The following is a 26,978-nucleotide window of genomic DNA, read 5'->3' on the forward strand; positions in this document are numbered from 1 at the left end:
AAACTGCAAGCCATATTTCATCGTATGAATTGGGGAGTCGCAGATGCTTAAGTCCGCGCTGGGGATATTTTTTTCGTTATTCGTTATTTTCAACGCACCTATGGCGTTGGCTAAAGAGCCGAGCTCCACTACTGCGAAGAAGGCGACTAACAAGAAAGTCGCATCCAACGCACAGGCTAAAAAAGCACAGGCACCCAAACGCGCTGCCGCTGCGAAGAAGCCTGTCGCGCAAGCCAAACAAGCTAGTAAATCAACTAAGTCGACCAAACGCGTCAACACCAAGCAAACGGTTGCATCCAACAAGAAATCCAAACAGCGCAACAGTGTCTCGCTTAACAGCAGCGAGAAGCTCGTCAAAAAAGAAGTCGTTGTGCACGGCAAGCGTCAGGCTATTTATCAACGCGTTGCCAAACCAGTTATTCCAGCCGTTCCTCCAGTCTTGACCGCAGGCGATATCGCCGGCTTGAACATGACGCGTGATTCATTGGCCCTCGCATCGAACGTCGCGCTGGTGCTGGATCAATCCACATCGGCAGTCTTGTTTGAAAAAAATGCGAACGTGACTTTGCCGATTGCATCGATCACCAAATTGATGACCGGTTTGGTTGTAGTCGAAGCGCAGCAAGACATGAATGAAGTGCTGGAAGTTACGACAGAAGATATCGATCGCGAAAAGAATAGTTCATCGCGTCTGCGCGTAGGTTCGCAATTGTCGCGCGCGAACATGTTGCACATCGCCTTGATGAGTTCGGAAAATCGCGCAGCGTCTGCTCTCGGTCGTCATTATCCGGGTGGTCTCCGCGCATTTGTCGTTGCGATGAATGCCAAGGCAAAATCATTGGGCATGAGCGGTACGCACTATGTTGATTCGACCGGCTTGTCCAGCAATAACGTGGCAAGTGCAAGTGATCTGGCGAAGCTGGTGATGGCTGCGTATAACCATCCAATCTTGCGCCAATATTCCACTGATACGAAATACATAGTCGAACCGGGCGGACGTCCACTGCAATACGCTAACTCGAATCGTCTGGTCACCAATCCTGATTGGGAAATCGGTATTCAAAAAACAGGTTATATCTCTGAAGCAGGTCGCTGCCTCGTGATGCAAGCGAATATCGGTGGTCGACCTATCGTCATGATTTTCCTTGATTCCAAAGGCAAGCTCTCGCGTCTGGGAGATGCAACACGGATACGTAAGTGGATAGAAACCCAGCAACCGCAAAACATCGCTGGCAAACACCATGCGGTGCAAAGCTGAACGATCCACTCAATAAAAAAAGCGAACTACGGTTCGCTTTTTTTATTAGTCTTTCATACGCCAAACAGATATTTATTTGGCGTCGATGATTATGCTGTTTCTGTATAGCCGAGCGCAGCAGAAATCTGCTTGGCGGTATCCATCAAATCTTCCAGCCACTCTTCCTGTAGCCGATCTGCCGGCGCAGAAATAGACAAGCCTGCAATTAGTCTGCCACTATCGTCATGTATGCCGGCCGCCATGCAGCGTACGCCTAATTCCAGCTCTTCGTTATCGCGCGCATAACCGTGTGCACGTACCTGGCTCAGCTCGCCTTGCAGCTTCGATAAATCGGTAATGGAGTTCTTGTTATGACCGGCGAGACCGGTGCGTGCCGCGTAGGCTTGCACCATTCTTGGTTCATCTATCGATAGAAACAACTTGCCGGTTGAAGTCAGATGCAAAGGTGCACGTCCGCCGACAGCACGTACCACTTGCATGCCGGAGCGTTCCGAGAAGGCACGGTCGATGTAGATGATTTCATCGTTTTGTCGTACCGACAAATTGACAGTTTGATTGGTCTTGCGGTGCAGTTGTCGCATCAGATCCAGCGCAGCTTCACGCACGTCCAGGCGGCTCTTGACGATATTCCCCAGCTCCAACAGGCGCATGCCGAGTCGGTAAGTGCCGGGCTCGGAGCGATCGACAAAGCGTTTGATGACGAGGTCATTCAAGATGCGATGAGCCGTGGACGGATGTAAACCCGTGACGCTGGAGAGTTCCTTCAAGCTGACTGGATCAGGGTAGGTCGCGAGTGCATCCAGCAGCGAAACCATACGCTCTATGACTTGAATGGAGGTTTTGTCTGTCTCAGCCGTATTCGTTGTTCTCATATTCCAATGTGGGCATTGCAGTCTGGATGTTATATCACATTGTGAAAGATGAAAGAAGCCCAGCTCTTGTTTTGTCGTCTGAATTGCCACGATAGGATTTGCGCAAAATTGGACTTAACGCCATGTTTACGGTCTGACAGGGATAATCCGGGCAGCATCAGGTGTCGCTTGTGTCTATCTACCGTTGCACTGATAATCGCAGCAACTTGTCGCCTTGCTTTGCCCTCTTAACCCATTCACTGTGAAATCGCATGAGCTATCCAGAACAACCTATTAGTGAATTCAAAAGCAAAAGCGGTTTGAAGCGTATTTTTTCTGCCTTGGGTTATTCCATTGCAGGTTTCAAGACAGCATGGAAAGGCGAGCACGCCTTTCGTCAGGAATTATTCGTTGTCGTGATCGCGACGGTTGCCGCATTGATGTTGCCGGTATCGGCTTTGCAGAAGTTATTGCTGATAGGTGTATTTGTGCTGGTGCTGATTATTGAACTGCTTAATTCAGCGATTGAAGCAGTAGTAGATCGTGTTTCGCTTGAACGCAATCCCTTGTCAAAAAATGCGAAGGATTTTGGCAGTGCTGCGGTGATGTTGGCACTGTTTCTGGCAGGTGCAACCTGGCTGGTTATTTTGTGGCCTTTATTCACCGGCAACTGAACGCGACTTGATCGTTTAAAAAATCAGAAACAAATAAAAATCGGCACAGCAAAGTATAAAAACTTTGCTGTGCCGATTTTTATTTCAGTCTTAGATATTGCGTTCTATCCACTGATCGAATGCAATGAGAAATTTCTTCAGGAATTCGGCTGTCGACTGATCGGTAAGTCCACCGTTCTCATCGAACAATTTGCCTCCGTTACCGATATAAGCTTCCGGTTGCGGCATGGTCGGAACATTGACGGATGCCAGTACCTGACGTAGATGATGATTCGCACCGAAGCCGCCTACTGCGCCGGGCGAGACGCTGATGACGGCGCCTGGTTTGCCGCTCCACGCACTTTGACCGTAAGGACGTGAGCCGGTATCAATCGCATTTTTCAAGAGACCAGGAATTGATCGATTGTATTCTGGCGTGACAAAGAGAACCGCATTGGCAGCCTTGATCTTTTGTTTGAAGGCTATCACTTCTTGCGATGGGTTTCCTTCATGATCCTGATTGAAAAACGGCAGATCGCCAATTTCCACGATAGTTAACTTCAACGATTCCGGTGCAAGTTTGCTGAGTGCATTTGCCAGCTTGCGATTCATTGAATCCTTGCGCAAGCTGCCGACAAAAACTGCGACGTTATAAGTTGTGCTCATAGTCCTCTTTCGTAAAAAGTTTTTATGCGAGTACACATCTATGGATGTGACCGATTGCATGCAAGCAGACCATCATGATGCAGGATTAGGATGTCTACTGTGAATTTCTTCGATTGCGTTCAAGACGGTTTCGTTTAACGTTAAATGAATGCTGTCCAGATTGCTTTGCAATTGCTGCAAAGTAGTTGCACCGATAATCGTACTCGTTAAAAAGGGTCGTGTGTTGACATATGCGAGGGCCATTTGCGCCGGATCGAGGCCATGTTTATGTGCCAGATCGACATAGGCTTGCACAGCAGTTTCCACTTGCGGTGCCTTGTAACGGACGAAGCGTTCGAACAGTGTCATGCGTCCATCTGCAGGACGAGCACCGTTCAAATATTTTCCGGACAGTGCACCGAAGGCGAGCGGCGAATAAGCGAGCAAACCTATTTGTTCCTGATGCGAATATTCAGACAGCGCGATTTCAAAATAACGATTCACCAGACTGTAGGGATTTTGTATGCTGACGATGCGCGGCAGATTCAATTGTTCCGACGCACGCAGGAATTGCGACAGACCCCACGGCGTTTCATTCGATACGCCTATGTAACGTATCTTCCCTTGCTTGACGAAGTCAGCCAGCACCGACAATGTTTCTGCGATAGGTACGGTGTCTTCATCTGGATGATGCTCGTAATTCTGCCGACCGAAAATATTCACGCTGCGGTCAGGCCAATGCAGTTGATAGATATCGATGTAATCGGTTTGCAGACGTTCCAGATTGCCGTGCAGTGCTTCGGTCAAGCTGGTGCGATCGAAGCTGTTTTGTCCATTGCGTACATGTTTCGGATTGTGCGGTAAACGTGCAGGCCCAGCAGCTTTGGTGGCGATGATTAGTTGATCGCGCTTGCCGGATTTTTTCAACCAGTTACCCAGATAGCGTTCCGTCAATCCTTGCGTTTCCGGTTTAGGTGGGACTGGATACATTTCTGCTGCATCGATCAGATTGACGCCGGCTGCGATCGCCATATCGAGTTGCGCATGGGCATCGACTTCGCTGTTTTGCTCACCCCAGGTCATGGTGCCTAGTGCGATATTACTAACTTTGATATCTGTTTTTCCAAGTTGTTGATACTTCATTGCATGCTTTCCTTTCTTGTTGGCTTTTTTAGTCTAGCAACAAAAACGAAAACGAGTATGAGGTGGAAAAAGCGGGAAAAGAGTGGATTCTTCAGCAGAAGGGCAGAAATTCCTTATTCGGAAAACGCATAAGGATCGATGAAACAATTCGTTTTGTTTTTATTTGAGCGGCTTTAATCTTCAATCTCCAGAAAACGAATTGCCCAAGGGGAAAGAAAATGTTGCTCAAAAAATTATTAGGCACTGCTCTCGCATTCGCATTAATTGCGCCGACCGTGCATGCCGCAGAAGTGTCGTTGTTGAACGTTTCGTACGATCCAACACGCGAACTGTATCAGGAATTCAATAAAGCTTTCGCTAAAGAATGGAAGGCTAAATCGGGCGATGACGCCAAGATTAAAACATCACATGGTGGTTCCGGCAAGCAAGGCCGTGCCGTGATCGATGGTCTGGATGCAGACGTAGTCACACTCGCATTGGCGTATGACATTGATGCAATTGCTGAACGTGGTTTGCTGGCTAAAGACTGGCAAAAACGTTTGCCGCACAACAGCTCACCTTACACCTCGACCATCGTGTTCCTGGTACGCAAAGGCAATCCTAAAGGCATCAAGGATTGGAACGATCTGGTCAAACCAGGCGTATCCGTGATCACACCAAATCCAAAAACATCCGGTGGCGCACGTTGGAACCATTTGGCTGCATGGTTGTATGCATTGAAACAACCGGGCGGCAATGAAGCGACTGCAACTGACTTCATCACCAAATTGTATAAAAACGTTCCTGTGCTGGACTCCGGTGCACGTGGTGCAACGACTACCTTCGTAGAACGTGGTATCGGCGATGTATTGCTGGCGTGGGAAAACGAAGCGATTCTTGCCATTAAAGAATTAGGCCCGGACAAGGTTGAGATCGTCGCGCCTTCTTCCAGTATTTTGGCTGAACCACCAGTTGCTGTTGTCGACAAAGTTGTTGATCGTCGTGGCACACGCAAAGTAGCTGAAGCGTATCTGCAATATCTGTACTCGACCGAAGGTCAGGAAATTGCAGCGCAAAACTACTACCGTCCTATCGATGAAAAAGTAGCGAAGAAATATGCAGCGCAATTTCCAAAATTGAAGTTGTACACGATTGCAGATGTTGGCGGCTGGACCAAAGCGCAGAAGGATCATTTTTCTGACGGCGGCATCTTCGACAAGATTTATCAACCAGGCAAAAAATAAGCCGTATCTCTGGAATAGAAATGAATATTTTGTTGCTCGCGGGTAGTCCTTCAACACCATCTCGTTCTACCCGCTTGCTGCATCACGTGGGCGAAAGACTGGCTTTGCTTGGTCATCGTTATGTGAAGCTGCATGTACGTGATTTGCCTGCCCAGGCGCTGGTGCATGCAGACTTTACGGATGAACTGTTGAAAACGGCAAGAGAACAAGTTGCGCAGGCGGATGCCGTTGTGATTGCAACGCCGGTCTACAAGGCGGCGTATAGCGGAATCCTGAAAGCCTTTCTCGACTTGTTGCCGCAAGATGGTTTGCGTGGAAAGTTGGTCTTGCCTCTGGCAACAGGCGGCAGCCAATCGCACATGCTGGCTCTCGATTACGGTTTGCGCCCTGTGTTGTCGGCGCTGGATGCCAAGCATGTATTGCCGAGCATCTATGCGACTGATTTGCAGATCAATTGGTCGGCGGAGCAGGGTTTGACATTGGATGCTGCAATTGCCAAACGCGTGAGCGATGGCATAGAGAACCTTTCTGCCAGCTTGTCTGCGCTGAATGATGCAGCAACGCTTAACGAGTTCGACTCGATTCCTTTCTCTAGCGTGCGCTGTAGCGTTTGATTTACCGGGCCTGCGCAAGCAGGTCTGACGCACAAATCTCTATCCGATGTGTTGAAAAATCGGTGCTACTAGCACCGATGGGGAGATTTTTTCTCAAAATTTTGCATAACAAGGAAAACGACATGACCATTTCAAACGATAAACGACTAGCTAAGCGCCGCACACTTGGATATTTATCTGCTGCTGCAGTGGGTGCATTGAGCATAGGTTTGCCGAATCTGGCATCGGCTCAGGCGAAAAGTGTATTGCGCATCGGCTATCAAAAGTACGGCACGCTGGTGATCCTGAAAGGTCGAGGCTCGCTGGAGAAGCGTCTAGCTGCAGAAAATATCGAAGTGAAATGGACAGAGTTTCCAGCCGGCCCAGTGCTGCTGGAAGGCTTGAATGTCGGCAGTATTGATTTCGGCACAGTCGGCGAAGCGCCACCGATTTTTGCACAGGCTGCAGGTGCTGATTTGGTGTACGTCGGTAATGAGCCGCCATCGCCAGCCAGCGAAGCGATCATCGTACCGAAGAATTCGACGCTGAAAACAGTGGCTGATCTGAAGGGCAAGAAAGTCGCATTGAACAAAGGTTCGAATGTGCATTACCTGTTGGTCAAGGCGCTGGAGAAGGCCGGCCTCGACTATAAAGATATCGAAACAATTTTCCTGGCACCAGCCGATGCACGTGCTGCATTTGAACGCGGCAGTGTAGATGCGTGGGTGATCTGGGATCCATTCCTGGCTGCGGCAGAGAAACAAATCGGTGCGCGTGTACTGGCTGACGGCACCGGCATCGTTGCCAATCATCAGTTCTTCCTCGCAGCACGTTCTTACGCCGAAAAGAATCCAAAAATTATTTCCATCTTGCTGGACGAACTGGATCAGGTTGATCAGTGGAGCAGCAAGAATCTGGCAGAAGTCGCCAAGGTACTCGTGGCGCAGACTGGCCTCGATTTACCTAGTGTGGAACTGGCAGCCAAGCGTTATTCGTATGGGGTTAAGCCGGTGACAGCAGAAGTGATCGCTGAGCAGCAAAAGATTGCCGATGTATTCAGCAATCTGAAATTGATCCCTAAAAAGATCACGGTCAAGGATGCGTTGGTCAAGCGATAAAGAATGTAACAGCGGAATGTATGCAGTAAGCGCTGCATGAGAGGCGGCGCTGATTTGTTTTAAGGATGAGATCATGAGTTTGAATGTTTTTTGGTTTTTGCCTACACATGGCGACAGTCGTTATCTGGGTACCTCGAAAGGTGCGCGTCAGGTTGATTTCGATTATCTGAAACAGGTAGCCGTATCGGCAGACACGCTGGGTTACGACGGCGTGTTGCTGCCGACTGGCCGTTCGTGCGAAGACGCATGGGTTGCGGCGTCGAGTTTGATCGGCGAAACCAAACAATTGAAATTTCTGGTCGCAGTACGTCCAGGTTTGAGTACGCCAGGTCTTGCAGTGCGCATGGCCGCTACTTTCGATCGTTTGTCGAAAGGGCGCTTGTTGATCAATGTCGTGACCGGCGGCGATCAAGCCGAACTGGAAGCGGATGGCTTGCATGCAAGCCATTCCGAGCGTTACGAAATCACTGATGAATTTCTGAAAGTATGGCGCGCCTCATTGTCCGGTGAAGGTGGTGATGCCGGCTACGATTTCGAAGGCAAGCATATACAGGTCAAGGGCGCGAAGACCTTGTACCCGCCAGTACAAAAACCATATCCGCCACTGTACTTCGGCGGCTCGTCGCCAGCAGCACATGAATTAGCCGCGGAACAAGTCGATGTCTACCTGACCTGGGGTGAGCCACCGGCAGCTGTTGCAGAAAAAATTGCCGACATGCGCGCACGTGCCGCTAAACACGGCCGCACTTTGAAGTTCGGTATACGCCTGCACGTGATCGTGCGCGAAACCAATGAAGAAGCATGGAAAGCTGCCGATGAATTGATCAAGTACGTGGATGACGATCTGATCGCGCGTGCGCAGGCTTCATTCAACAAGATGGATTCTGAAGGCCAGCGCCGCATGGCAGCGCTGCATGGCGGTAAAAAAGACAAGCTCGAAGTGTCACCTAATCTGTGGGCCGGTGTCGGTCTGGTACGCGGCGGCGCAGGCACAGCACTGGTCGGTGATCCGGAAACGGTTGCTGCACGTATGCAGGAATATGCAGACCTCGGTATCGAAACCTTCATCCTGTCGGGCTACCCGCATCTGGAAGAATCGTATCGCTTTGCCGAACTGGTATTCCCGTTGCTGGGCAAAGGCAAGGCACGTTCGGGTGACGCGGTATTGACTGGCCCGTTCGGCGAAGTCATTTCCAATGACATCCTGCCTAAAGTTTCGCAGAGCTAAGGAATTACCATGAGTGCTGTTCTCCCAACTCTTGCGACTGGCAACGCTGCTGCCGGCAAAACAAAATCGACATGGCGCGCCAGCGGTTTGAAAAAACTGGTGCCGTGGATAGTTCCGATTTTGTTGATCACTATTTGGCAGATTGCTGCGCAAGTCGGCTGGCTCTCCAGCCGTATTTTGCCGGAACCTTTTGCGGTGGCGAAAGCGGCGTGGGCATTGGCGATATCGGGCGAGTTGTGGACACACGTCAAAGTCAGTCTGTGGCGAGCAACGACCAGCTTTGCCGTCGGTGGCGGTCTGGGCTTGTTGCTGGGCTTGCTGACCGGCACGTTTAAAACGGCAGAGACTTTGCTCGATACGACTTTGCAGATGATCCGCAATATTCCTGCACTGGCATTGATTCCTTTGGTGATCCTCTGGTTCGGGATCGAAGAAACATCGAAGATTTTTCTGGTCGCAGTTGGCGTGTTCTTCCCGGTGTATCTGAATACCTTTCACGGTATCCGTTCGGTCGATAAAGGCTTGATCGAAATGGCGAAGAGCTACGGCTTGTCCGGTTGGTCTTTGTATCGCGATGTGATCTTGCCGGGTGCCTTGCCATCGATATTGGTTGGTGTGCGTTTCTCGCTGGGTTTGGTGTGGGTATTGTTGATCGTGGCAGAGACTATTTCTGCGCAATCAGGTATCGGTTACATGACGATGAATGCACGTGAATTCCTGCAAACCGATGTCGTGCTGGTAGGCATTCTGCTCTACGCCTTGCTCGGTAAATTGGCTGATGTCGTGTCACGCACATTGGAAGGTTACTGGTTGCGTTGGCATCCTGGTTACCGTCATTAAGAAAGTGGGACACACCATGCAAACAAATCAGATAGAACAACAAAACGTCGCTGCGGCGACGCCGGCATCAGCCAAACGGGGCATCCGAGTCACATTAGAAAACCTGTTCAAGTCCTACAGCGGCCGCGAGGTTTTGAAATCGATCGAGCTGGTATTGGAACCGGGCGAATTTGTCGCCGTGGTCGGTCGCAGCGGTTGCGGGAAAAGTACCTTGCTGCGCTTGATCGCAGAACTGGAAACGGCAGACAGCGGCAAGCTCACTTTCGGTGATGGCAAGAGTGCGCCGGAAACTCGCATCATGTTTCAGGATTCGCGCCTGTTGCCATGGAAGCGTGTGCTGGACAACGTTGCACTCGGCTTGCCGAAAAAAGAAGATTCGCTGCAAGCATTGCGTCAAGTCGGTTTGGAAGAACGCGCTGGTGAATGGCCAGCAGTGTTGTCCGGTGGCCAGCGTCAACGTGTGGCATTGGCACGCGCTCTGGTGCATGACCCAGAGTTGTTATTGCTGGATGAACCACTGGGCGCACTCGATGCATTGACGCGTATCGAGATGCAGCAATTGATCGAATCACTGTGGCAAAAGCGCGGCTTCACCGCCTTGCTGGTGACGCACGATGTACAGGAAGCGATTGCCTTGGCTGATCGCGTGGTGTTGATCGAAGATGGTCGTATCACATTGGATGAACGTATTCCACTGGCGCGACCACGTGCGCGCGGTAATGCAACGTTCGCACAACTGGAAGAAAGAATCCTTGCACATGTCTTGCAGATTCCACCTTCCGCTGATGCACAAGATTCTTCTCTGGGCGATGTATCACTGTTGAAGACAGTGAATCAATTTGCCTGGGCAGTTTGATCACATTTTTATTGAAATGAATTTTTAACCTACACAAAGGAAACATCATGAGTATCGAAAAAATCAATGCACGCAATCAGTTCAAAGGCAAGATCAGCAACATCATTCTGGGCGATGTCGTATCGGAAGTGGATGTAGAAACGCCAGCCGGTATTGTTACCTCTGTTATCACGACACGCTCGGTCAAGGATCTGGAACTGAAGATCGGTACCGAAGTTGTTGCGCTGGTCAAGGCAACCGAAGTATCGATCGCCAAATTGTTATGAACCTAAGGCGCGTCTGAAGGCGTGCTTGCCATAGAGGCACGCGCTTTCAGATGTCTCCTTGATGATCAAGGAAGAGCAGCATGACTTTCCCCGCCTTGCAACAATATCTCTCACGGCTGCATGATGCCCCACGGGCTGACAGTACCTTGTGGCTGGATGAACAGGGACGGGCGCACGGCCGTTATTTCAATTCCACACTGACCAGCGCCTTTCAGCCGATACGCATGCCGGAGTCCGGCGAGATAGTGGGTGTGCAAGGCTTCATGCGCAGTTATTCCAAAAGCGATGCAGGCTTGAGTTTGTGGAAGTTGCTGGATACCGGCGCCACCGACGAACAATCAATCGAACTGGATCGTTTGTGCCGCTTGCTGCATGCAGTCAATTTCTATCGTCAGCCGGAAATGGTTGATTACGATCTTTACCTCAGCGTGCATGCTCGCTTGCTAGCAGCGGTCGACAGCAATCACGGCATGTCCTTCCGTCGTGTACTGGATGTGCTCGGCTTACCGCATAAAAAAATCGTTTTGCAACTGCCATTGATCCAGCCGGATCAAGCATGGTTGTTGAATTACGTTGCCGATAACTATCGTCGCAATGGTTTCCGCCTTGCGGTAAATGCAGCCAATGCGCGACAAGGATTGGAGTTGCTGGAACAAGTGCATCCTGATGTGATCAAGGTCGATGTACGCGAAATCACGGATGAAGCCGCGACGCTGACATTGTTGCGGGTGGCTGCCGAGCAGAAGGTGAAGCTGGTTTTCAAGCGTGTAGAATCAACAGCGATTTATGACAAATTGCGCACACTGGGTACACAAGCTCAGCAAACAATATTGGCGCAAGGTTATTTGTGGGATCAACCCAAGGCGAGCTTTGCACAGGAAGCGAGTGCAAGCGAGCTGGAAACTATCGCGACGGCAGGCTTGGCATCATGACTTCTTTATCTGACTATCGTGTACTGGTGGCACCGGGCTTGCACAGCAGCGGTGCCGAGCATTGGCAAACACGCTGGGAAAACCGCTATCCAAATTTTCAGCGAGTAGAACAAGACGATTGGGCGCAACCGGAATTGCTGCGCTGGTCGCAACGCATGACCGAAGTCTTGCTTGAATCGGATCAACCCACTTTGATCGTGGCACACAGCTTCGGTTGCCTGACAACCATGCATGCGGCCAGCCGTGGTCGCTTTGATCTGGCGGGTGCCTTGTTGGTTGCGCCGGCCGATCCCGAGAAGTTCGGCGTGGACCATCTCTTGCGCGATGCGCGTCTGCCGTGCCCATCCATCGTGATAGGCAGCACCAACGATCCATGGATGGCTGGTGACAGAGCTGCTTACTGGGCAGATATCTGGGGCAGCGACTTCATCAGCGCTGGCGCTTTGGGTCACATCAATTCCGAATCCAATCTGGGTGATTGGGAGCAGGGTTTGCAGCAGTTACAAAAGCTGCTGGATAGAGCGCAGGCTGACTACAACTAATCGCAGCAGGTTTATTTGAAGGTTTGCAGATAAGCCAGCAAGTCCGTGACCTGCTTTTCATCGCTGATTCCAAAGAAGCGCATCTTGTTACCTGGCACGACATCATGCGAGGATTTGATAAAAGAGCGTAAATTCTTCTCTGTCCATACGATGCCGGATGCCTTCATCGCTGGCGAGTACTTGTAATCTGTCGTTGCGCCTGCTGTTCTTCCTATAATCCTATTAAGTTGTGGTCCAAAATTGCCACGCGCAGATGGTCCTACCTGATGGCAATTCGCACATCTCGCAAATACTCTTTTTCCTGCGACTACATCACCGGCTGCATGTGCGATGGTCGCGCTCAAGCTCAAGGTCAGCGCCAGTATTAATTTGTTATGCATGTTTCTCGTATTCGTGACTTTGCTGTAAATCGAAGTCATCAAGGTAGTGAGGCGGGAAGTGCTGCGAGTTTAACAAAGTAAGAAGCAGGTTTTGTTCTGATTATCGCGGATATGGAGCTGCTTGATATTGGGCTTGTGTCATTCACTGTATTTCACTATATTCATTCATAGTCGTTGTAATGTTGTTATCCCTATTTTCCGGGTACTTCTTTGAGTGAACATGAAAGGGTAGATGAATGCGCACACGATTATTGAATATTCTGTTTGTTACCGCGTTGGCCATGTTCGTGACGCCGTCCATACAAGCTGCCAATTTGCGATTCCTGAACTATTCGCCGATTACCTACTTAAAGGCTAAGGACAACGCTTCTCTTCACAAAGCTGCAGGCGATGTGCTCGATAATAAAAAAGATGGTGAGAAGCTCGACTGGAGCAACAAGGGTTTAGGCAATGCGACACAGGTCACCGCAGAAATCACCGCGTCGAATACAACGACCACCGGTGATAAAACTTGCCGTGATCTGAGTATCGTGTTGCATGCAAAAGGGCAGGACCAAACCTTGGGACTGCAAGTTTGTAAAGCCAAGGCTGGGAAATGGGAGTTGGTGAAGAAATAATGAGCCGCTTGCGGTAGCGTTATTTAATCCATCCTTTTATTTAAGTTGCTTCGAATTCTGCCCCGATTTTTGCATGCCTGATTGAATGTTCGTTCAGGTTGATGTGAGTCGGGGCATTTTCTTTATTTCTTCAATTTACCGTTCGTACACAACGAAACCGTGTATCCGGGCACTCCCGCGTCTGGGCATCTCCGCCGCGTAGTCGTCGCCGTTCTGTCCATACACCTGCTCATCTCCGCGTTCACTTAGCTGTCGCGGGGATTTTACGTATATCGCTCCATGATGATGTGGTGCCGATCATACGGAGATGTCTATACGCATTGCGCAAGTACATTTGTGCGCGCTAAAATGAGAACAATTCTCATTCAATAAGTATCGGCTCCTTCAATGGCCTCAGCCAATTCCTCTCTTCAGCAACAGGTGCACACGCTGTATGCCGACCATCACGGTTGGCTGTATGGCTGGCTGCGCAAGAAGCTGGGCTGCGGACATCAGGCAGCTGATCTGGCGCAAGACACTTTTGTGCGCGTGCTGCTCAAGCGAGAATCCCCTGATGTGCGTGCACCGCGTGCTTATCTGGGGACGATAGCAAAAGGCTTGGTGGTCGATTTTTTCCGTCGACAGGATTTGGAGCGCAGCTATCTGGACGTGCTGGCGTCTTTGCCGGAACCAGAAGTGCCATCTCCAGAAACTCGCGCTATTTTGCTGGAGGCTTTGCTCGCCATCGATGCCATGTTGGATGGCATGAAACCGATCGTACGTCAGGCGTTTCTCCTTTCTCAACTGGAAGGACTGACTTACGAGCAGATCGCGCAGCAACTGGGTGTCACCAAACGCACGGTCAGCAACTATATGTGCACGGCGATTGAACACTGTTATCTGCTGGCGCCATGACCTCGTCCCTATCTACCGACATCACCAACGCCGACCATGCTGCAAACATGTTGGTGCCGCGTGACGAGCTTGCGTTGCGCAAGGAGGCCGTTGCCTGGTATGCGCGCTTGTGTTCGGGCGAGAGCAACGAGGCAGATCAGCAGGCACTGCAAGACTGGCTGCAGCAACATCCCGATCATCGTCGGGCGTGGGAGCGCATGCAGTCGATACGCCAGTCCATGCAAGTAGTGCCAGCCAATATCGCACTGCCGACCTTGCAATCCGTACGACGTGGGCGGCGCGCTGTATTGCGTGGTGTGTTCCTGCTGGCGTCTACAGGTGGACTTGCTTACGTTTCCTATCGCGCCAGTACGGATCGCACTTTGCTGCAACCGTGGATGGCGGATTACCGCACGGGTGTGGGTGAGCAGCGCAGCGTGTTGCTGAGCGATGGCTCGCGCATGGTGTTGAATACCGATAGTTCGGCAGATGTTCGCTATTCCGAAACGCGTCGCACAGTGCGACTTTGGTCGGGCGAGATCCTGATCGAAACAGCGAAGCATAGACATGCGACCGAAGATGCACGGCCCTTCGTCGTGCAAACGGCGCAGGGATCGATACTTGCGTTGGGTACGCGTTTTACAGTTCGCACTTTTGACGATCGCACCGTTGTCGCGGTGCTGGATGATGCGGTTGAATTGCGCACGTTGAACAATGGTTTTGTGCGAGTCTTGCAAGCCGGTCAATCAGCGGTGTTGATGCGCAATGAGATCAGCATGGCCTTCGCCACCGATGATGCGTTGGTGGAATGGGAGCAGGGTAGTTTGGTCGTCAATGACTGGCGGCTAGGCGATGTTGTGGCCGAGCTATCGCGTTATCGTCGTGGTCGGCTGGCATGCGATCCGGCGGTGGCAGATATTCGCGTATCCGGCGCTTTCCCGCTTGCGGATACGGACAAGGCGCTGCAGGTCTTGGTCAAATCCTTCCCTATTCGTATGACCAGTACGACCCGTTACTGGGTTGTGCTCGGGCCGATCTGACTTTTATTCCTTTTCTTGTGGCTGCGTTTTTTGCATGAGCGGCGACGTCCCATTCGCAGCTTTTTTTTGCGCGCCGCATATTTTTTCAAAAATTATTTTCATCTTTTTGCGTTTCATTCGGCCTACATGACAGGGGTATTCAATACAACCATTTCATGCAGGGTTTACATGTTTGATCATCGATTTTCTCGTCGCCATTCCCATTCTTTGCCGCAGGCCGATGCCTTGCCTGCCGTTCGACCGTTGACACTGGCGTTGCACGCAGCGTTGCTGGCTTTGACTATCACGGCCATCACGCCGCATGCTGCGCAGGCGGCAGATGCAGATTCGTCAGCCAGTCAGCAAAGCGTGAAGTCCTACCAGATTGCCCCTGGCTCTTTGGCTGCGGTGTTGGGACGTTTCGCCGCTGCTGCAGGCGTGGCCTTGTCGTTTGATCCCGCCGTTACCACTGGTGCACAGTCGTCTGGATTGCAGGGTAATTATTCGGTTGCCAGCGGCTTTGCCGCGCTGTTGAGCGGTAGCGGTCTGGAAGCGGTGCATCGTGGCAATGGGCAGTACACCTTGCGCAATTTGCCGGCGGTTGATGCTACGCCGCGTCAGGATGCCGTTCTTCCTGCAGTCACGGTGAAGGCTGCACAAGAAGATGGCTCCGTAGTTGGTTATGTGGCACGACGCACCAGTGGCGCGACCAAGACCAGCACCTCCATCCTCGAAATTCCGCAATCGATCTCGGTCATCGGACGCACCGAGATGGAAGCGCGCGGTGTGCAGGACATCATGGATATCGTGGGTCAAACACCGGGGATTGCTGTCAATACCTATGGGCCGGATCCGCGTGGCTGGGAATACATATACATGCGCGGTTTTCCCGGTGATAGCGGTAACTATCGCGATGGTTTGGCGCAATCGCGCTTCGAGGTGATTTACCGCATGACCGAACCGTATGGTTTGGAGCGGGTCGAGGTGCTGCGCGGACCGTCGTCCGTGATGTACGGTCAGGGCGATGCCGGCGGCATCATCAATCGCACCAGCAAACAACCGACTGGTGAACGCATACGCGAAGTGGAAGTGCAGTACGGCAGTTTCGATCGCAAGCAAGTGGCCTTCGATCTGGGCGATGCGATAGGTGACAGTGGAGAGTTCAGTTATCGTTTGGTTGGTGTGTCACTCGACACTAACGATCAGGATCGTTACCCGGATGGACACAAGATCAACCGTACACGGAACTACCTAGCACCATCGTTCCGCTGGCAGCCGAATGCGGCTACTTCGTTGACTGTGCTGGGTGAATTCCTCAAGGATGAGTCTGGCGAAGATGCCTACTATGCACTGGCAGCCGATCTTAGCGTGACGAAGGTCAAGATGGGTGATTACTCTTATTCGCGTTTCGCGCAGAAGCAGAATTCGATAGGCTATCAATTCGAGCATGCATTCAATGATGAATGGTCGTTCAAACAGAATGCCCGCTATACCGATATCTCTATGGATCGTCGCGCATTGTGGGTCGAAGACCTGCAGCCGGATGGACACACTTATACCCGTACAAAGCGCTCATGGAAGGATCAGCTCCAGCAAGTTTCTATCGATAGCCAGTTGCACGGGAAAATCCGTAGTGGTGCAGTCGAGCACAATTTGCTGTTCGGTATGGACTGGAACCGCGTGGAAGGCACGGCCTTACGCTATCGTGGTGCTGGTCCGGATCTGGACTTGTTGAATCCAGTATATGGCTTGCCGATTACGGATCCGACTACCTTGAATTCGGATTTCACTCAAGTGACGAATCAGATTGGCTTCTACGCACAGGATCAAATCAAGATCACAGACCGTTGGGTACTTTCACTGGGCGGTCGCCAGGATCATGTACGTTCGACGACCGATAATCGGCGGTTTTCAACTTTGACCAAAAAGAGCGACGATGCCTTCAGCGGACGTGCCGGCCTGTCTTATCTGGTCGGTAATGGTTGGGCGCCGTATATCGGTTATTCGGAATCCTTTTTGCCTACAGCCGGACTGGATGTAAGCGGCAATCCATTGAAGCCTAGCAAGGGAAAACAAACCGAGGTCGGTGTGAAGTTCCAACCGGCTAACAGCAATACCTTGTTTACGGCCGCACTGTTTAATCTGCAAAAAACCAATGTCGTTACTACCAATCCGGGTACCGGCGAAAGTCGCCAGATCGGCGAGCAGCGCTCACGTGGACTGGAGCTTGAAGCCAAGTCGGAAGTGGCACGCGGTCTGAACGTAGTGGCGTCTTATACGTTGATGGATGCCAAGGTCGTACAGAGTTTGGATCCAGATGAGCTTGGCAAGCGGCCGGTCGCCATCCCGAGACAGAGTGCATCGATCTGGGTCGATTACGCAATGGCGCAGGGATGGGGCATCGGTGCTGGCGCCAATTACATCGGTGTGCGTCAGAACTATGAAGACAACCGTTCTGCGGAAGCTGGTGTGACTGTGTTCAATGCCTTGCTGCGTTACGAGATTGGTCCGTGGCGTTTGTCACTCAATGCAAGCAATCTCTTCGACAAGCAATACAACACCATTTGCTTTAGAGGCGAATGCTATGCGGGTCGTGAGCGCACAGTGACAATGACGGCACGATACAAGTTCTAATCGTTCTAAAACACGCCGCTATTGCATTATGCAAGCAGTACCCTGAGCATTGCTGATCAGTCCCGTACTAGGAGGGTTCTTGCTAATCGACAGCGGCATCGTGATAGACAAGCCTTGCGTCGGCGGTATCAATACAGGCGGTGTATTCTGGTTGGCGACAAAGCCGAATTGTCCGGCATAGAATACCTGCGAGCCGCCTGGATTTGAAAGCACCACCGCCCCCTGAGCAACGTCGACGTGCAAGCCGTTGGCTGGCGTCGTACCGTTCGGCGTCGGCACGCCACCGCAATTGTTCTGGCAGAACAAGGCACCGAAGTTGGTGCCGCGTATGCCTATGGTTGCCGCTGGCGTATCGAAACTCACTGCATCGGGATTGCGCTTGCCAACTAGCCCGCTAACTGCGCGCAGGCCTCCTTTGACCAGACTGATGGCGATCTTGTCATTTAAGGGTTTTTCGGCATCGTACTGATAACTTTTCACGATCAGTTCAGACGCGGGTCGCAAGACGATCTCTGCGTTGTCCATGAACTTGATGCGCGCATAAGTATTGGCCTGCGTAATCAGCGCGTCGCCTTGCATAACCTCCGATTTCGAAGCCATGATACGCACGCTGCCATCGGGATGACGCACCGTCAATACGCCTGACAAATTGGTCACCATGCCGACCGCCTGTGCAAACGCCGGATTGCCCCAGATCAGCAGTAGTGGCAATAGCAGCAGCGTCGGCAAGTGTCGGATTTTGCTCATCGTGATATTCATGTGGTGATATTCCTGTTTCATTTTTCTTGTCCTTCGCAACATCACGAACACATCAGCAATGGCGTGTTGCTCTTGGGTGCGCTATTGTCATCGCCGCCAAAAGTGCCAGAGCTACCGCCAATGGTCTGAGTGTCGTCAGTGGTGGAAGAGGAACTCGTGCCGGAACTGAAAGTAGGCGGATTGGTATTGACCGTCGTCACGTGCGGTGCAATCACACTGGCTACAATTTGTTCAACCGAGGACGTGATGGCAGGCGTGACGACAGGTGTCGCAACTGGAACATCAACTTTGGGCCACGTACCGTTGACGTCGGTGATGGTGACGCCGGGGGCGTAGCTGACTACACCGCGGGTTGCGGTAAAGGACGTGCTGCCTGAAGTCGCAACGTTGGCATTGATATCGAGGTTATTACCGGCCAACAGCGTAATGTTGCCGCTGCTGGAATTGAGCAAACCATTGATCGTCAGATTGTCCTCCGCTGCATTGTTGTCGCCGGCAGTCAGGACGATCCCGCTCGCAGCATTGACACCACCGCTACCTATGGTCAGCGGACTATTCGCGACGATAGATACAGATCCTGTAGCGGATTTGACGCCGCCGTCGGTAGCTATGCCGAGTATGCCTAGTTGCGCTGCAGCGCTGCTAGGCGAACCGTCTGCGTTGATCGGAATGCCCGCCAGAAAATCAGCCTTGCTGCCGATGGCACTGGTGATGGTGCCGCCGGTATTGTTGATGGACACATCGCCACCGGCGTTGGAGATACCATTCAACACCACTGCCGTTGTGTCAGCGGTATTGAGCGTGTTCGTCAGTACGATATCGCCGCTGACCTTATTGTTCGCAGCGAAAGCGGCGATCTGATTGTTGGCACTGGATAAAATAATGCCCGTCGTTGCAGAAGCAATCAGTTGCTGTGTGACGTCTAGCGCAGTCCCCCCAGTTTGTGTGATGGCACCGTTCTCCGACTTCAGCACGAGGTTGTTGGCGTTGATATTACCGACGTTCATGTTGCCGTTGGCCTGGTTCAATGCCGCATCGGCCAGCGTCAGTGTGCCGCCGTTCTGTACAAACGATTCCGCAACATTGAGTGCAGAACCTGCAGCGCCGGCTACCGTGCCGTTGGAGATGTTCAGTCTATCCAGACGCGTAGCACCGGAGAAATTGAAAGAGCCGCTGTCTATATTAATGGCGCCGGTGCCGGTCGTCGCACCGCCCAGTGTCAGCATGCCGCCGTTGATATTGACTGTGCCTGCCATTGCGGTGGAAGTGAGGACTGTCAGGCCGCTGCCGCCGCTAAGAGTCAGAAAGCTGCCGCTGGCGATATTCAACTGATCGATCGTATCGAAACCGGATGAATGCGGCACCAAGCCGCCAGTGAGAAACACGCGGTCGACGGCAGTCGGGATATATCCCGTGGACCAGCTGTTTGCCTGCCCCCAGTTGGCATCGGCATTGCCGACATAGGCGATGTCTTCGCCGGAGGCCATGGTCAGGCGTACGCTATTGCCGTTGACGATGCTGGACTTGAGCATTTGCTTGTCGCTGCCATTGACCACCACATCGCCCAGCACATTACGGAAATAACCGTTCGTCGTGCCGTCGTTGATGATGCTGAATGTTGTGCCTGAGGTTGGTACGTAGCCGTTCAGCAAAGTGCTGTGCAAGGTGCCGCCCAGACTGACCGACTGTGGACCACTGATGTTGCTGATATAGAGCGTGTCATAGCTGTTGGCACTGGCGACATCGATCTGCAAAGTGCCAGTCGCAGTTTGCTCGTAATTGCCGTCTATCGTCAGACTACCGATGGTGCCATTGCCACCTGGTGCGATCGTGCCGCTGTTGACCAGCGTACCGCGTATGCCACCATTGGCCATGCCTATCGTCCCGGTGCCGCTGATCGTGCCGCCGATCTGATTCTGCACTCCTTCCGAAAAATACACTCCGGCGTTGCCCTGCATGGTGAGGAGGCCGCTATTGGAAAAGGAAGTGCCGTTCAACGAGTTATCGTTGCCAACCGTAATCGTTCCCGTTGCGGCATTGGTCACCGTGGCATTGGTGAGCAGCGTGCCGCCGACATTCATCGTGCCGGCATTTTCCAGGGTGCCGCTGTTGAAGCCGGTCTGATAATTCAGGTTCAGCGTACCGCCCTGATTATTGACAAAGCCGTTCGCCGTATTGATGGTGCTGTTGGTGATGCTGAAGGTGCCCGCATTGGTGATCTTGTCGGTGGCGGTCACGGCGCTGTCTGTCACCGCCGCCGTGCCGCTATTGGTTAGCGTGCTCACATTCAGCATCGAACCATTGATCGTGGCGGTACCGCTATTGATCATGGTGCCGGCGGTGAGTATCGAGCCATTGCTCAATCCCATCGAGCCGGTGTTGTTGAACGCGGTTGCGGTGATGTCCTGAAACATGCTGGCCATCATCATGTTGCTGTTGTTGGTAACGTTGCCCAGCGTGCCGCTGACGTTGACCAGGTTCACCGTGCCCTGGTTGAGCAGGTTGCCGCCGACGCTGATTGTGGAGTTGGTGAGCCCGACCATACCGCTGTTGTTCAAATCGCCGGCCAGATACACACCGGCGTTATCGGTGCTCGAGAGCGTGCCGCCTGTCGCAATGGTGAGCGTGCCGGCGTTGAGCGTGCCGCCCTGGTTCAGATCAATCGTGGCACCGTTATTGATGGCAATATTGCCGTTGCCGGTATTGCCGCTGCCGTCGCTGACCTTGAGGGCACCGCCATTGAGGCTGACCAGCGCGCTGCTGACATTCACCGTATGGTCGCCGGCGATGCCGCTGAGGTTGCTGTTGAGGTTCAGATTCAGTGCGCCGCTGGTGCTGGTGATATCGGCGTTGATGGCGATGCTGTTATTTGCATTGAGCGTCAGGCTGGCTGACGAGCCGCTGGTTTTGTTGATTGCGCTGTTGACCGTGATGTTGCCGCCCGTTGACGAACCGCCGGCGCCGGTCTCCAATATCACGCTGACGCCGTTGTTAAGCTGGCCCGAAATCGTGCTGGCCCGGATCCGGGCACTGCTGCCCACGGAAGTAATGACGTTGTCCTCGATGTTAATGTAGTAGTTGCCACCGCTGCTATCGGCAATCACTTCAAGATCGTAAGGATCGATATACCACGTGCCGCCGGTGCCGACCTTGGGCAGCTTGACTACGTCCAGCGATTGCTTGCCGGAGGTTTCCACATAGCCGCCCAGTATAGGTCCGGTCGCCGATATATCGCCGTCGAGATAGGCCGTGTCGTCCGCATACAGCACGATGTTGCCACCCTTGCTGCCGTCGGCGCTGATGCTGGAACTGGCAGTGGTGGTCAGATTCTGCGATGCGCGCAAGAAGATGCGACCACCTTCGCTGACCACGCTGCTGGCGTTGACGTTGCCACTATTGTTGATCAAGCCTGCTGCGATGCCGATACGACCGGCTTCTGCCGTGATGTTGCCGAGGTTGGTGGCCTTGCTGGCGCTGCCGGTGACGGCAACCGAGACGCCGGGCGTGCCGGTGTCTATCAGTTGTACGGTCTGACCTGCTGCCAGCAGGATTTCGCCGTTAGGACTGTGGATGATCCCGCTGTTGTCGACATTGACGCCGACCAGATACACGCTGCCGCCATTGGCGGTTTTAATCGTGCCTTGATTGCTGACATTGCCTGCATTGCCGGCGTTGTTGAAAGTCAGCCGTCCTGCCAGAAAATCGCTGTCACTGATATTGAGCGTGCTGGCGATGAAGCGCGCCACATCGACCACGCCGGTTGGCCCGACCAGTATGCCATTTTGGTTGATCAACGCGACTGTACCGTTGGATTTCAGCATGCCGTAAATCAGCGATGGATCAGCGCCGGTGACGCGCGCCAGAAAAGCTGCTGCAGCACTTGGCTGGCTGATGTCGACCGTCGCATTAGCACCGATGCTGAATGTGGTGAAAGTGGCGATGGCCTGATTGGTGGTCTGGTTGATGTTGAGCGTATTGCCGTTTTGCGTGAAGGTGGCATTACCGTAGGTAACAGTGCCGCCGGTCGGCAAGGTATTCGGTGCTGGCGCTGCTGCCATCGCAGGGATATTCCATGCGGCGCATACAGCGGCGGCAACCATGGACAAGCGCAAGGAAGAACGGAACATGGTGCGCCAGGAACGGCGCAGCAAACCCGTCAGCAATTGCGGTATCTGCTTGCGTGGTCGCCAGCTCAGGGTCAGGCGGCGATTGCCGACGCGCATGGTGATCGATGGCGGCAAGCACTCGATGCATATCGCCTGACTGTTTGCAGCATCGATGGCTGCGGTCTGTTTTTGCTTGTCATTATTCATGTCAGAACCCCAATGTCGCGCTTAGATGCGCATTCACGTCGCCGCGGCTTTCGGTAATTGCTGTACCAGCGTTTTGCACGCGGGCGACGTCCAACCGCAGATTGAAGTCACGGCCGAGTACATAGCGCGCGCCGACGCCTATGCTTGCTACCGTCATACTCGATGGAATACCGGTGCTGCCAACTTTGTTGTTGTAGCCGCGTCCGATGTCGTAAAACGCCAGCAGGCGCAGATTGCCTTTGCTTACCAGTTCAGGCGTATAGATTTCGCTGTTGAGGATCAGGCCGCTGTCGGCGGCTACGGCGCGCTCGGTGAAGCCGCGCACCATCGTCGCACCAGCCAGACCGAACTGTTCTGCTGATACCAGCGGATCCTTGGCATATTGCGCAGAACCTGCGACACGCATTTGCCAGTCATTACTGAAGCTCTTGAAGATAGAAGCGCCACCACGCAGGATGATGAAGTTGTCGTTAGTGTTGCGGCTGCCCGGCGTCAGATAGGAGTAACGATCGGTCCTGCCATCGGTGATGGTATTGGTATAAGCCGTACCGGTACCAAAGTTGCGTGCTATGCCGATGTTGTAATCGATGTTTTGGGCAGCGCCACGTGTCTGACTGCTATAGGTTAGGCTCAGCGGCATCGTCGTGTAAGGCACGCAGGAAGCTACTGGTGGCGTCGGTGGCGCAGTGCTCAACTCAATACCATTGATGTTGCAGCGTGAATCTATTTTTTTGTGATCAAGGCCGACTACCAGTTTGCTGCTGGTTTCGCCCTGACGCGCGAAGAAGTGATTCCAGCGCAGTCCGAAGATATCGCCCTTGCCGGTAAAGCCGAGTAATCCACCCAGCGTCGGTGATGATCCAGGTGAATTGACGCTGGATTTACCGTAGATGAAATCGAGACTATCACCCATGCCGTACAGCGGAATACGATATCCCAGCGAGTACAAGTTGACGCGTACGCCGCTCGGGCTATCCGGCGAGGTCGTATACGCCAGCGTACCGACCTGATCGCGATCGAACAGATTGGCATGCTGTATCGCCACACCAGTGCGCCAATTGCCGGTGGCATCCGTGCCGGTATTGTCGAGCGTCATGAATACGCGCAAGGGATTGTTGTCGCTGACTTTGACTTCGGCGTCGATTTTTCCTTCTTCTTCGCTTGCGCCGAGGACGACATTGATTTGTTTGGCTGGACTGTCGTTGCTGAGTTGTACCGCTTCGGAAATCTCGCGTAGATTCGGTGTCTTGCCGCTTTGTACTTGCGGCAGACTGGTGCGGATATTCTGTTCGCTAAAGTAATTGTTGCCGCTGACGACGACCTTGCCTATGACGCTTTCGTTCACCTGGATTTTGACTACGCCGCTGGTGAGCTCCTGCTCGGGTACGTAGACCTGCACAGTGCTGTAGCCAGCTTTGCGATAGGCGTTCTGCAGCGCTTCGAGCGCCTTTTGCACATCGCCGTAGGCGCGATTGGGACCGCTCAGCGGTGCGATCAAACCTTGTACTTCGCTGGTCGGCAATAATGTATTGCCATCCACTTGGAAGCGCGTGATGTTGAAGCGATCATCGGCCAGCGCGCTCGCAGCCGCGACCGTCAAAGTCATTCCCAGTAAACACTGCATGATGCCGGGCGCCAAGCGCTGCGCAAATAAGTTGCCGCTGTATTTGCCGCATACATGGCGGAGTTTAGAAGCGGCGCTCCCGGTGTCGGGGTTCCAGGGATTGCGGTAGCTGCTATTCATAGAAACGTGCGCTTGAAGTGAAGTGTTGCTGGATTGTAAGTAGCCCAAATTCTTTGCGCATACGACTAAAGTCCTAGATCAACTCTGAATTTGTACGATATTTCCTGTTTTGATCGGACGAGCATGACAAGATGGCAATACTGCGCCATTGATAGCTTGCCAAATCGCAGGTTCGATCCAACCAATGTTAAAGAGCGGCGCTATAAAGTAAATACTGCGAATGCAGTAGTCGATCTGACTGGTGGGCGGTTTTGCAAGGCAAGAAAATGTTGCGCTGGAACGATGTTTCATAGGAGAAATATATGGGCAGGCCTACCCATACCGTGTTTGGTACGCACATCGCCTACAAGGACTATTTTTGAACGTGGATCAGTTTTTGATGCAAATTAACAACTAGGACGTTAGGCAGGATGATGCAATCCAATTATTGCAGCACGACAATAACTTCGATTTAATAGCCTGCAATAAGCTCTGCGCAAGCAGACCTGTTTCCGAGTTTGTCGACATTTGAGTTGGTAATAGTTAGTGCGCCATGACAGAAGAAATTTTTTCGCTGGAAAAATTCGAATACCTTTGTTATTCCAGACAACAGGAAGCAGCCGTACGTCAACTGCTCAAGCTCTTGCTGCTGCTGGATAAAAATTACGGCAAGCTCAACGAGAGTTTCGTGCTCACGGCATCGGCATCGATTCCGGCAGAACAATTGAATCAGCATGTGTTGACACGAGTTGCCAGTGCCATTTCTGCCTTGTTTTCAGATCCGAGCTTTCACATTACGCCGGATGGTTTCGGTCAACTGATCAATTTTCAGCGCTGGTTGGCAGCGTTGTTTGCAGCCAGTCCCTTCGTCAACGCCGACCATATCCTGAGTTCGCTCAATTTCCTTGGGCCTGAGTCCAAGGCGGTTCATGTCACTGAATTGGATCTGATCAAGTACTGCATCCTGTATTCGCCGGAGTCCGAACAGCCACTGGATGCCGCACGCTTGTGGCAACAAAACCCCACGCTTGCTGCGGCCCTGTTCATGGCCTTGTTGTCGCCGCGCTTTCTCGGCTCAAGAGCTGCGCATTCGAAACGTGAAGCCTTGCTGGCGTGGCTGCCGGCACAACTGGAACAAATCGACACGCTGGATAGCTTGCCGCTTGGGATCTTGCACGATGTTTACATGCATTGCAGTTATGCCGATTTACCGGGACGCCACGATATCAAGCGACCGATTAATCGCTTGATTCAAAACAAGCTGGCAGCGCTCAATATTCGAGATATTCCACCGACAGCGACCGCAAGCAATGATGCGGGCAAACCGGTCATGCTGGTCTTGCTGGAATGGTTTACCGGCGGGCACTCGATTTATCGCACCCATTCGAAAACACTGGAGGCGGCGCGCGAGCATTTCCATCTGGTCGCGATTGCTTATACCAATAACGTGGACGAGCTGGGACGAGCGGTGTTTGATGAGGTCATTGAATTTGACGCGAAAAATGACACGATGGCCTGCATGCGCCAATTGCATGCCGTGGCAATGGCGCGGCGACCGGATGTGTTTTACATGCCTAGTGTCGGCATGTTCCCGATCACCATGTTTGCGGCCAATCTGAGATTGGCGCGGTTGCAGGTAGCGGCGCTCGGACATCCGGCCACGACCCATGCACGGGCCATTGATTACATCAGTGTTGAAGAGGATTTCGTCGGTGATCCGGCCTGTTTCAGCGAGAAGTTATTATTGTTGCCCAAAGACGGGCAGCCGTATCGCCCATCTGCCGTTACGGTAGCGCTGGCCCCGCAGCAACGTTCAGAGCGAACAGTGGTGCATGTGGCAGTGGCTGCCACGACGATGAAATTGAATCCCGGGTTTTTGGCGGCATGCCAGGAAATTGACCGGCAATCATCGCGCCAGATACATTTCCATTTTCTGATCGGGCAGGCACAGGGTTTGATTTACCCTCAGGTATGCCGCCTGATACAAGGTTATCTGCCGCAGGCATCGGTGTATCAGCATCAGCCGTATCAGAAATATCTCTCCATTTTTAATCAGTGCGACATGTTTCTCAGCCCGTTCCCGTTCGGCAATACCAATGGCATCGTCGATGCAGTGACTATCGGTATTCCAGGTGTATGTAAAAGTGGTCGCGAAGTGTTCGAGCATATCGACGAGGGCTTGTTCAGACGTCTGGGCTTGCCTGACTGGTGCATTACCCAAAGCGTTGAGGATTACGTTGCGGCAGCGGTGCGTCTGGCTGACGACTATCCGACGCGCGCGGCGTTGTATCGCCAACTGGAACAACCGGCACTGCTCGACAAACTATTCTGCGGTCGCCCGGAAATCCTGGGGCAGCGCTTGCTGCAATTGCTCAAAGAGTTGCCATCGGCTTAGTGTTTTCCAGTAACTCGTCCTGACTCGCTCTGGTGTTGGTGATAACAAAACGAACTCTGTATCAGATGCACATAGACTTGTGTGCGTTGGGATGTGAAGGATCGTATGACTGGGCTG

23 protein-coding genes are annotated in these 26,978 nt (G+C 52.5%); 16 read left to right on the top strand and 7 right to left on the bottom strand.

Annotated elements, in window-relative coordinates; all coding sequences use genetic code 11:
• The first annotated feature begins 43 nt into the window (after window positions 1-43).
• Complete coding sequence (pbpG, locus tag AC07N2_RS10050; protein WP_494778164.1) at window positions 44-1,258, top strand: D-alanyl-D-alanine endopeptidase; 1,215 nt, start codon at window positions 44-46, stop codon at window positions 1,256-1,258.
• An 89-nt stretch (window positions 1,259-1,347) separates the two neighbouring features.
• Here pbpG and AC07N2_RS10055 read toward each other — a convergent pair whose 3' ends face one another.
• The gene (locus AC07N2_RS10055) at window positions 1,348-2,130 is read right to left on the bottom strand and encodes an IclR family transcriptional regulator (RefSeq protein WP_494778165.1); all 783 of its coding nucleotides are present in this window, start codon (window positions 2,128-2,130) and stop codon (window positions 1,348-1,350) included.
• Between the two features lie 251 nt (window positions 2,131-2,381).
• Between AC07N2_RS10055 and AC07N2_RS10060 the strand changes: the two genes are divergently transcribed.
• The gene (locus AC07N2_RS10060) at window positions 2,382-2,783 is read left to right on the top strand and encodes a diacylglycerol kinase (RefSeq protein WP_494778166.1); all 402 of its coding nucleotides are present in this window, start codon (window positions 2,382-2,384) and stop codon (window positions 2,781-2,783) included.
• Window positions 2,784-2,873: 90 nt separating this feature from the next.
• Here the strand turns inward: AC07N2_RS10060 and AC07N2_RS10065 are convergent, their stop codons facing one another.
• A complete protein-coding gene (locus AC07N2_RS10065) occupies window positions 2,874-3,428 on the bottom strand; it encodes an NADPH-dependent FMN reductase (RefSeq protein WP_494778167.1) in 555 nt (184 codons plus the stop codon).
• Between the two features lie 72 nt (window positions 3,429-3,500).
• Window positions 3,501-4,550, bottom strand: a complete 1,050-nt coding sequence (locus AC07N2_RS10070) for an NADP(H)-dependent aldo-keto reductase (protein ID WP_494778168.1) — start codon at window positions 4,548-4,550, stop codon at window positions 3,501-3,503.
• A gap of 218 nt (window positions 4,551-4,768) precedes the next feature.
• On the opposite strand from AC07N2_RS10070, the gene AC07N2_RS10075 reads away from it, so the two are divergent.
• The 9 genes from AC07N2_RS10075 to AC07N2_RS10115 all read left to right on the top strand — a co-directional run bounded on the left by AC07N2_RS10075 (window position 4,769) and on the right by AC07N2_RS10115 (window position 12,148).
• A complete protein-coding gene (locus AC07N2_RS10075) occupies window positions 4,769-5,773 on the top strand; it encodes a sulfate ABC transporter substrate-binding protein (RefSeq protein WP_076592079.1) in 1,005 nt (334 codons plus the stop codon).
• Window positions 5,774-5,793: 20 nt separating this feature from the next.
• Window positions 5,794-6,387: an NADPH-dependent FMN reductase gene (gene ssuE, locus AC07N2_RS10080; protein WP_076592078.1), complete on the top strand. Its 594-nt coding sequence runs from the start codon at window positions 5,794-5,796 to the stop codon at window positions 6,385-6,387.
• A gap of 122 nt (window positions 6,388-6,509) precedes the next feature.
• A complete protein-coding gene (locus AC07N2_RS10085) occupies window positions 6,510-7,484 on the top strand; it encodes a sulfonate ABC transporter substrate-binding protein (protein WP_076592077.1) in 975 nt (324 codons plus the stop codon).
• A 79-nt stretch (window positions 7,485-7,563) separates the two neighbouring features.
• The gene (ssuD, locus tag AC07N2_RS10090; protein ID WP_494779238.1) at window positions 7,564-8,712 is read left to right on the top strand and encodes an FMNH2-dependent alkanesulfonate monooxygenase; all 1,149 of its coding nucleotides are present in this window, start codon (window positions 7,564-7,566) and stop codon (window positions 8,710-8,712) included.
• A gap of 9 nt (window positions 8,713-8,721) precedes the next feature.
• The gene (ssuC, locus tag AC07N2_RS10095) at window positions 8,722-9,552 is read left to right on the top strand and encodes an aliphatic sulfonate ABC transporter permease SsuC (protein WP_494778169.1); all 831 of its coding nucleotides are present in this window, start codon (window positions 8,722-8,724) and stop codon (window positions 9,550-9,552) included.
• Window positions 9,553-9,568: 16 nt separating this feature from the next.
• The gene (locus tag AC07N2_RS10100) at window positions 9,569-10,408 is read left to right on the top strand and encodes an ATP-binding cassette domain-containing protein (RefSeq protein ID WP_494778170.1); all 840 of its coding nucleotides are present in this window, start codon (window positions 9,569-9,571) and stop codon (window positions 10,406-10,408) included.
• A 47-nt stretch (window positions 10,409-10,455) separates the two neighbouring features.
• Window positions 10,456-10,674, top strand: a complete 219-nt coding sequence (locus AC07N2_RS10105) for a TOBE domain-containing protein (protein WP_012078607.1) — start codon at window positions 10,456-10,458, stop codon at window positions 10,672-10,674.
• A gap of 80 nt (window positions 10,675-10,754) precedes the next feature.
• A complete protein-coding gene (locus AC07N2_RS10110) occupies window positions 10,755-11,606 on the top strand; it encodes an EAL domain-containing protein (RefSeq protein ID WP_494778171.1) in 852 nt (283 codons plus the stop codon).
• Window positions 11,603-12,148, top strand: coding sequence for an RBBP9/YdeN family alpha/beta hydrolase (locus AC07N2_RS10115; RefSeq protein ID WP_494778172.1), 546 nt, complete (start codon window positions 11,603-11,605; stop codon window positions 12,146-12,148). The genes AC07N2_RS10110 and AC07N2_RS10115 overlap by 4 nt, the downstream gene beginning before the upstream one ends.
• Window positions 12,149-12,159: 11 nt before the next feature.
• On the opposite strand, the gene AC07N2_RS10120 is transcribed toward AC07N2_RS10115, so the two are convergent.
• The gene (locus AC07N2_RS10120) at window positions 12,160-12,528 is read right to left on the bottom strand and encodes a c-type cytochrome (RefSeq protein WP_494778173.1); all 369 of its coding nucleotides are present in this window, start codon (window positions 12,526-12,528) and stop codon (window positions 12,160-12,162) included.
• Window positions 12,529-12,764: 236 nt separating this feature from the next.
• Here AC07N2_RS10120 and AC07N2_RS10125 point away from each other — a divergent pair, with 236 nt between their 5' ends.
• The 4 genes from AC07N2_RS10125 (at window position 12,765) to AC07N2_RS10140 (ending at window position 17,671) form a co-directional block, all read left to right on the top strand.
• Entirely contained in the window at window positions 12,765-13,145 is a 381-nt protein-coding gene (locus AC07N2_RS10125; protein ID WP_494778174.1) for a hypothetical protein, read from the top strand.
• A 387-nt stretch (window positions 13,146-13,532) separates the two neighbouring features.
• Window positions 13,533-14,039 carry a sigma-70 family RNA polymerase sigma factor gene (locus AC07N2_RS10130; protein ID WP_494778175.1) on the top strand — a complete coding sequence of 169 codons (507 nt, stop codon included), beginning with the start codon at window positions 13,533-13,535 and terminating at the stop codon, window positions 14,037-14,039.
• Window positions 14,036-15,058, top strand: coding sequence for a FecR domain-containing protein (locus AC07N2_RS10135; protein WP_494778176.1), 1,023 nt, complete (start codon window positions 14,036-14,038; stop codon window positions 15,056-15,058). Before AC07N2_RS10130 ends, AC07N2_RS10135 begins: the two co-directional genes overlap by 4 nt.
• A gap of 168 nt (window positions 15,059-15,226) precedes the next feature.
• Window positions 15,227-17,671 carry a TonB-dependent siderophore receptor gene (locus AC07N2_RS10140; RefSeq protein WP_494778177.1) on the top strand — a complete coding sequence of 815 codons (2,445 nt, stop codon included), beginning with the start codon at window positions 15,227-15,229 and terminating at the stop codon, window positions 17,669-17,671.
• 18 nt (window positions 17,672-17,689) lie between these two features.
• Here AC07N2_RS10140 and AC07N2_RS10145 read toward each other — a convergent pair whose 3' ends face one another.
• From AC07N2_RS10145 to AC07N2_RS10155, 3 genes are read right to left on the bottom strand one after another with little or no spacing between them, the layout of a single operon-like run.
• Window positions 17,690-18,451, bottom strand: coding sequence for a FecR family protein (locus tag AC07N2_RS10145; RefSeq protein WP_494778178.1), 762 nt, complete (start codon window positions 18,449-18,451; stop codon window positions 17,690-17,692).
• A gap of 20 nt (window positions 18,452-18,471) precedes the next feature.
• The gene (locus AC07N2_RS10150) at window positions 18,472-22,743 is read right to left on the bottom strand and encodes a beta strand repeat-containing protein (RefSeq protein ID WP_494778179.1); all 4,272 of its coding nucleotides are present in this window, start codon (window positions 22,741-22,743) and stop codon (window positions 18,472-18,474) included.
• Between the two features lies 1 nt (window position 22,744).
• Entirely contained in the window at window positions 22,745-24,367 is a 1,623-nt protein-coding gene (locus AC07N2_RS10155) for a ShlB/FhaC/HecB family hemolysin secretion/activation protein (protein WP_494778180.1), read from the bottom strand.
• 652 nt (window positions 24,368-25,019) lie between these two features.
• Between AC07N2_RS10155 and AC07N2_RS10160 the strand changes: the two genes are divergently transcribed.
• On the top strand, window positions 25,020-26,861 hold the full coding sequence (locus AC07N2_RS10160; RefSeq protein ID WP_494778181.1) for a peptide transporter: 1,842 nt from the start codon (window positions 25,020-25,022) through the stop codon (window positions 26,859-26,861).
• Window positions 26,862-26,978 lie beyond the last annotated feature (117 nt).

This window comes from Herminiimonas sp. GW821-FHT09C12, assembly GCF_059416385.1.

Coding starts and splice junctions, on each gene's coding strand:
- AC07N2_RS10140 (WP_494778177.1), top strand. CDS start 15,227: ATGTTTGATCATCGATTTTCTCGTCGCCATTCCCATTCTTTGCCGCAG.
- AC07N2_RS10115 (WP_494778172.1), top strand. CDS start 11,603: ATGACTTCTTTATCTGACTATCGTGTACTGGTGGCACCGGGCTTGCAC.
- AC07N2_RS10160 (WP_494778181.1), top strand. CDS start 25,020: ATGACAGAAGAAATTTTTTCGCTGGAAAAATTCGAATACCTTTGTTAT.
- AC07N2_RS10070 (WP_494778168.1), bottom strand. CDS start 4,550: ATGAAGTATCAACAACTTGGAAAAACAGATATCAAAGTTAGTAATATC.
- AC07N2_RS10075 (WP_076592079.1), top strand. CDS start 4,769: ATGTTGCTCAAAAAATTATTAGGCACTGCTCTCGCATTCGCATTAATT.
- AC07N2_RS10085 (WP_076592077.1), top strand. CDS start 6,510: ATGACCATTTCAAACGATAAACGACTAGCTAAGCGCCGCACACTTGGA.
- ssuC (WP_494778169.1), top strand. CDS start 8,722: ATGAGTGCTGTTCTCCCAACTCTTGCGACTGGCAACGCTGCTGCCGGC.
- AC07N2_RS10155 (WP_494778180.1), bottom strand. CDS start 24,367: ATGCAGTGTTTACTGGGAATGACTTTGACGGTCGCGGCTGCGAGCGCG.
- AC07N2_RS10130 (WP_494778175.1), top strand. CDS start 13,533: ATGGCCTCAGCCAATTCCTCTCTTCAGCAACAGGTGCACACGCTGTAT.
- AC07N2_RS10055 (WP_494778165.1), bottom strand. CDS start 2,130: ATGAGAACAACGAATACGGCTGAGACAGACAAAACCTCCATTCAAGTC.
- AC07N2_RS10110 (WP_494778171.1), top strand. CDS start 10,755: ATGACTTTCCCCGCCTTGCAACAATATCTCTCACGGCTGCATGATGCC.
- AC07N2_RS10120 (WP_494778173.1), bottom strand. CDS start 12,528: ATGCATAACAAATTAATACTGGCGCTGACCTTGAGCTTGAGCGCGACC.
- AC07N2_RS10150 (WP_494778179.1), bottom strand. CDS start 22,743: ATGAATAATGACAAGCAAAAACAGACCGCAGCCATCGATGCTGCAAAC.
- AC07N2_RS10135 (WP_494778176.1), top strand. CDS start 14,036: ATGACCTCGTCCCTATCTACCGACATCACCAACGCCGACCATGCTGCA.
- AC07N2_RS10125 (WP_494778174.1), top strand. CDS start 12,765: ATGCGCACACGATTATTGAATATTCTGTTTGTTACCGCGTTGGCCATG.
- AC07N2_RS10105 (WP_012078607.1), top strand. CDS start 10,456: ATGAGTATCGAAAAAATCAATGCACGCAATCAGTTCAAAGGCAAGATC.
- AC07N2_RS10145 (WP_494778178.1), bottom strand. CDS start 18,451: ATGAAACAGGAATATCACCACATGAATATCACGATGAGCAAAATCCGA.
- ssuE (WP_076592078.1), top strand. CDS start 5,794: ATGAATATTTTGTTGCTCGCGGGTAGTCCTTCAACACCATCTCGTTCT.
- AC07N2_RS10060 (WP_494778166.1), top strand. CDS start 2,382: ATGAGCTATCCAGAACAACCTATTAGTGAATTCAAAAGCAAAAGCGGT.
- AC07N2_RS10065 (WP_494778167.1), bottom strand. CDS start 3,428: ATGAGCACAACTTATAACGTCGCAGTTTTTGTCGGCAGCTTGCGCAAG.
- AC07N2_RS10100 (WP_494778170.1), top strand. CDS start 9,569: ATGCAAACAAATCAGATAGAACAACAAAACGTCGCTGCGGCGACGCCG.
- pbpG (WP_494778164.1), top strand. CDS start 44: ATGCTTAAGTCCGCGCTGGGGATATTTTTTTCGTTATTCGTTATTTTC.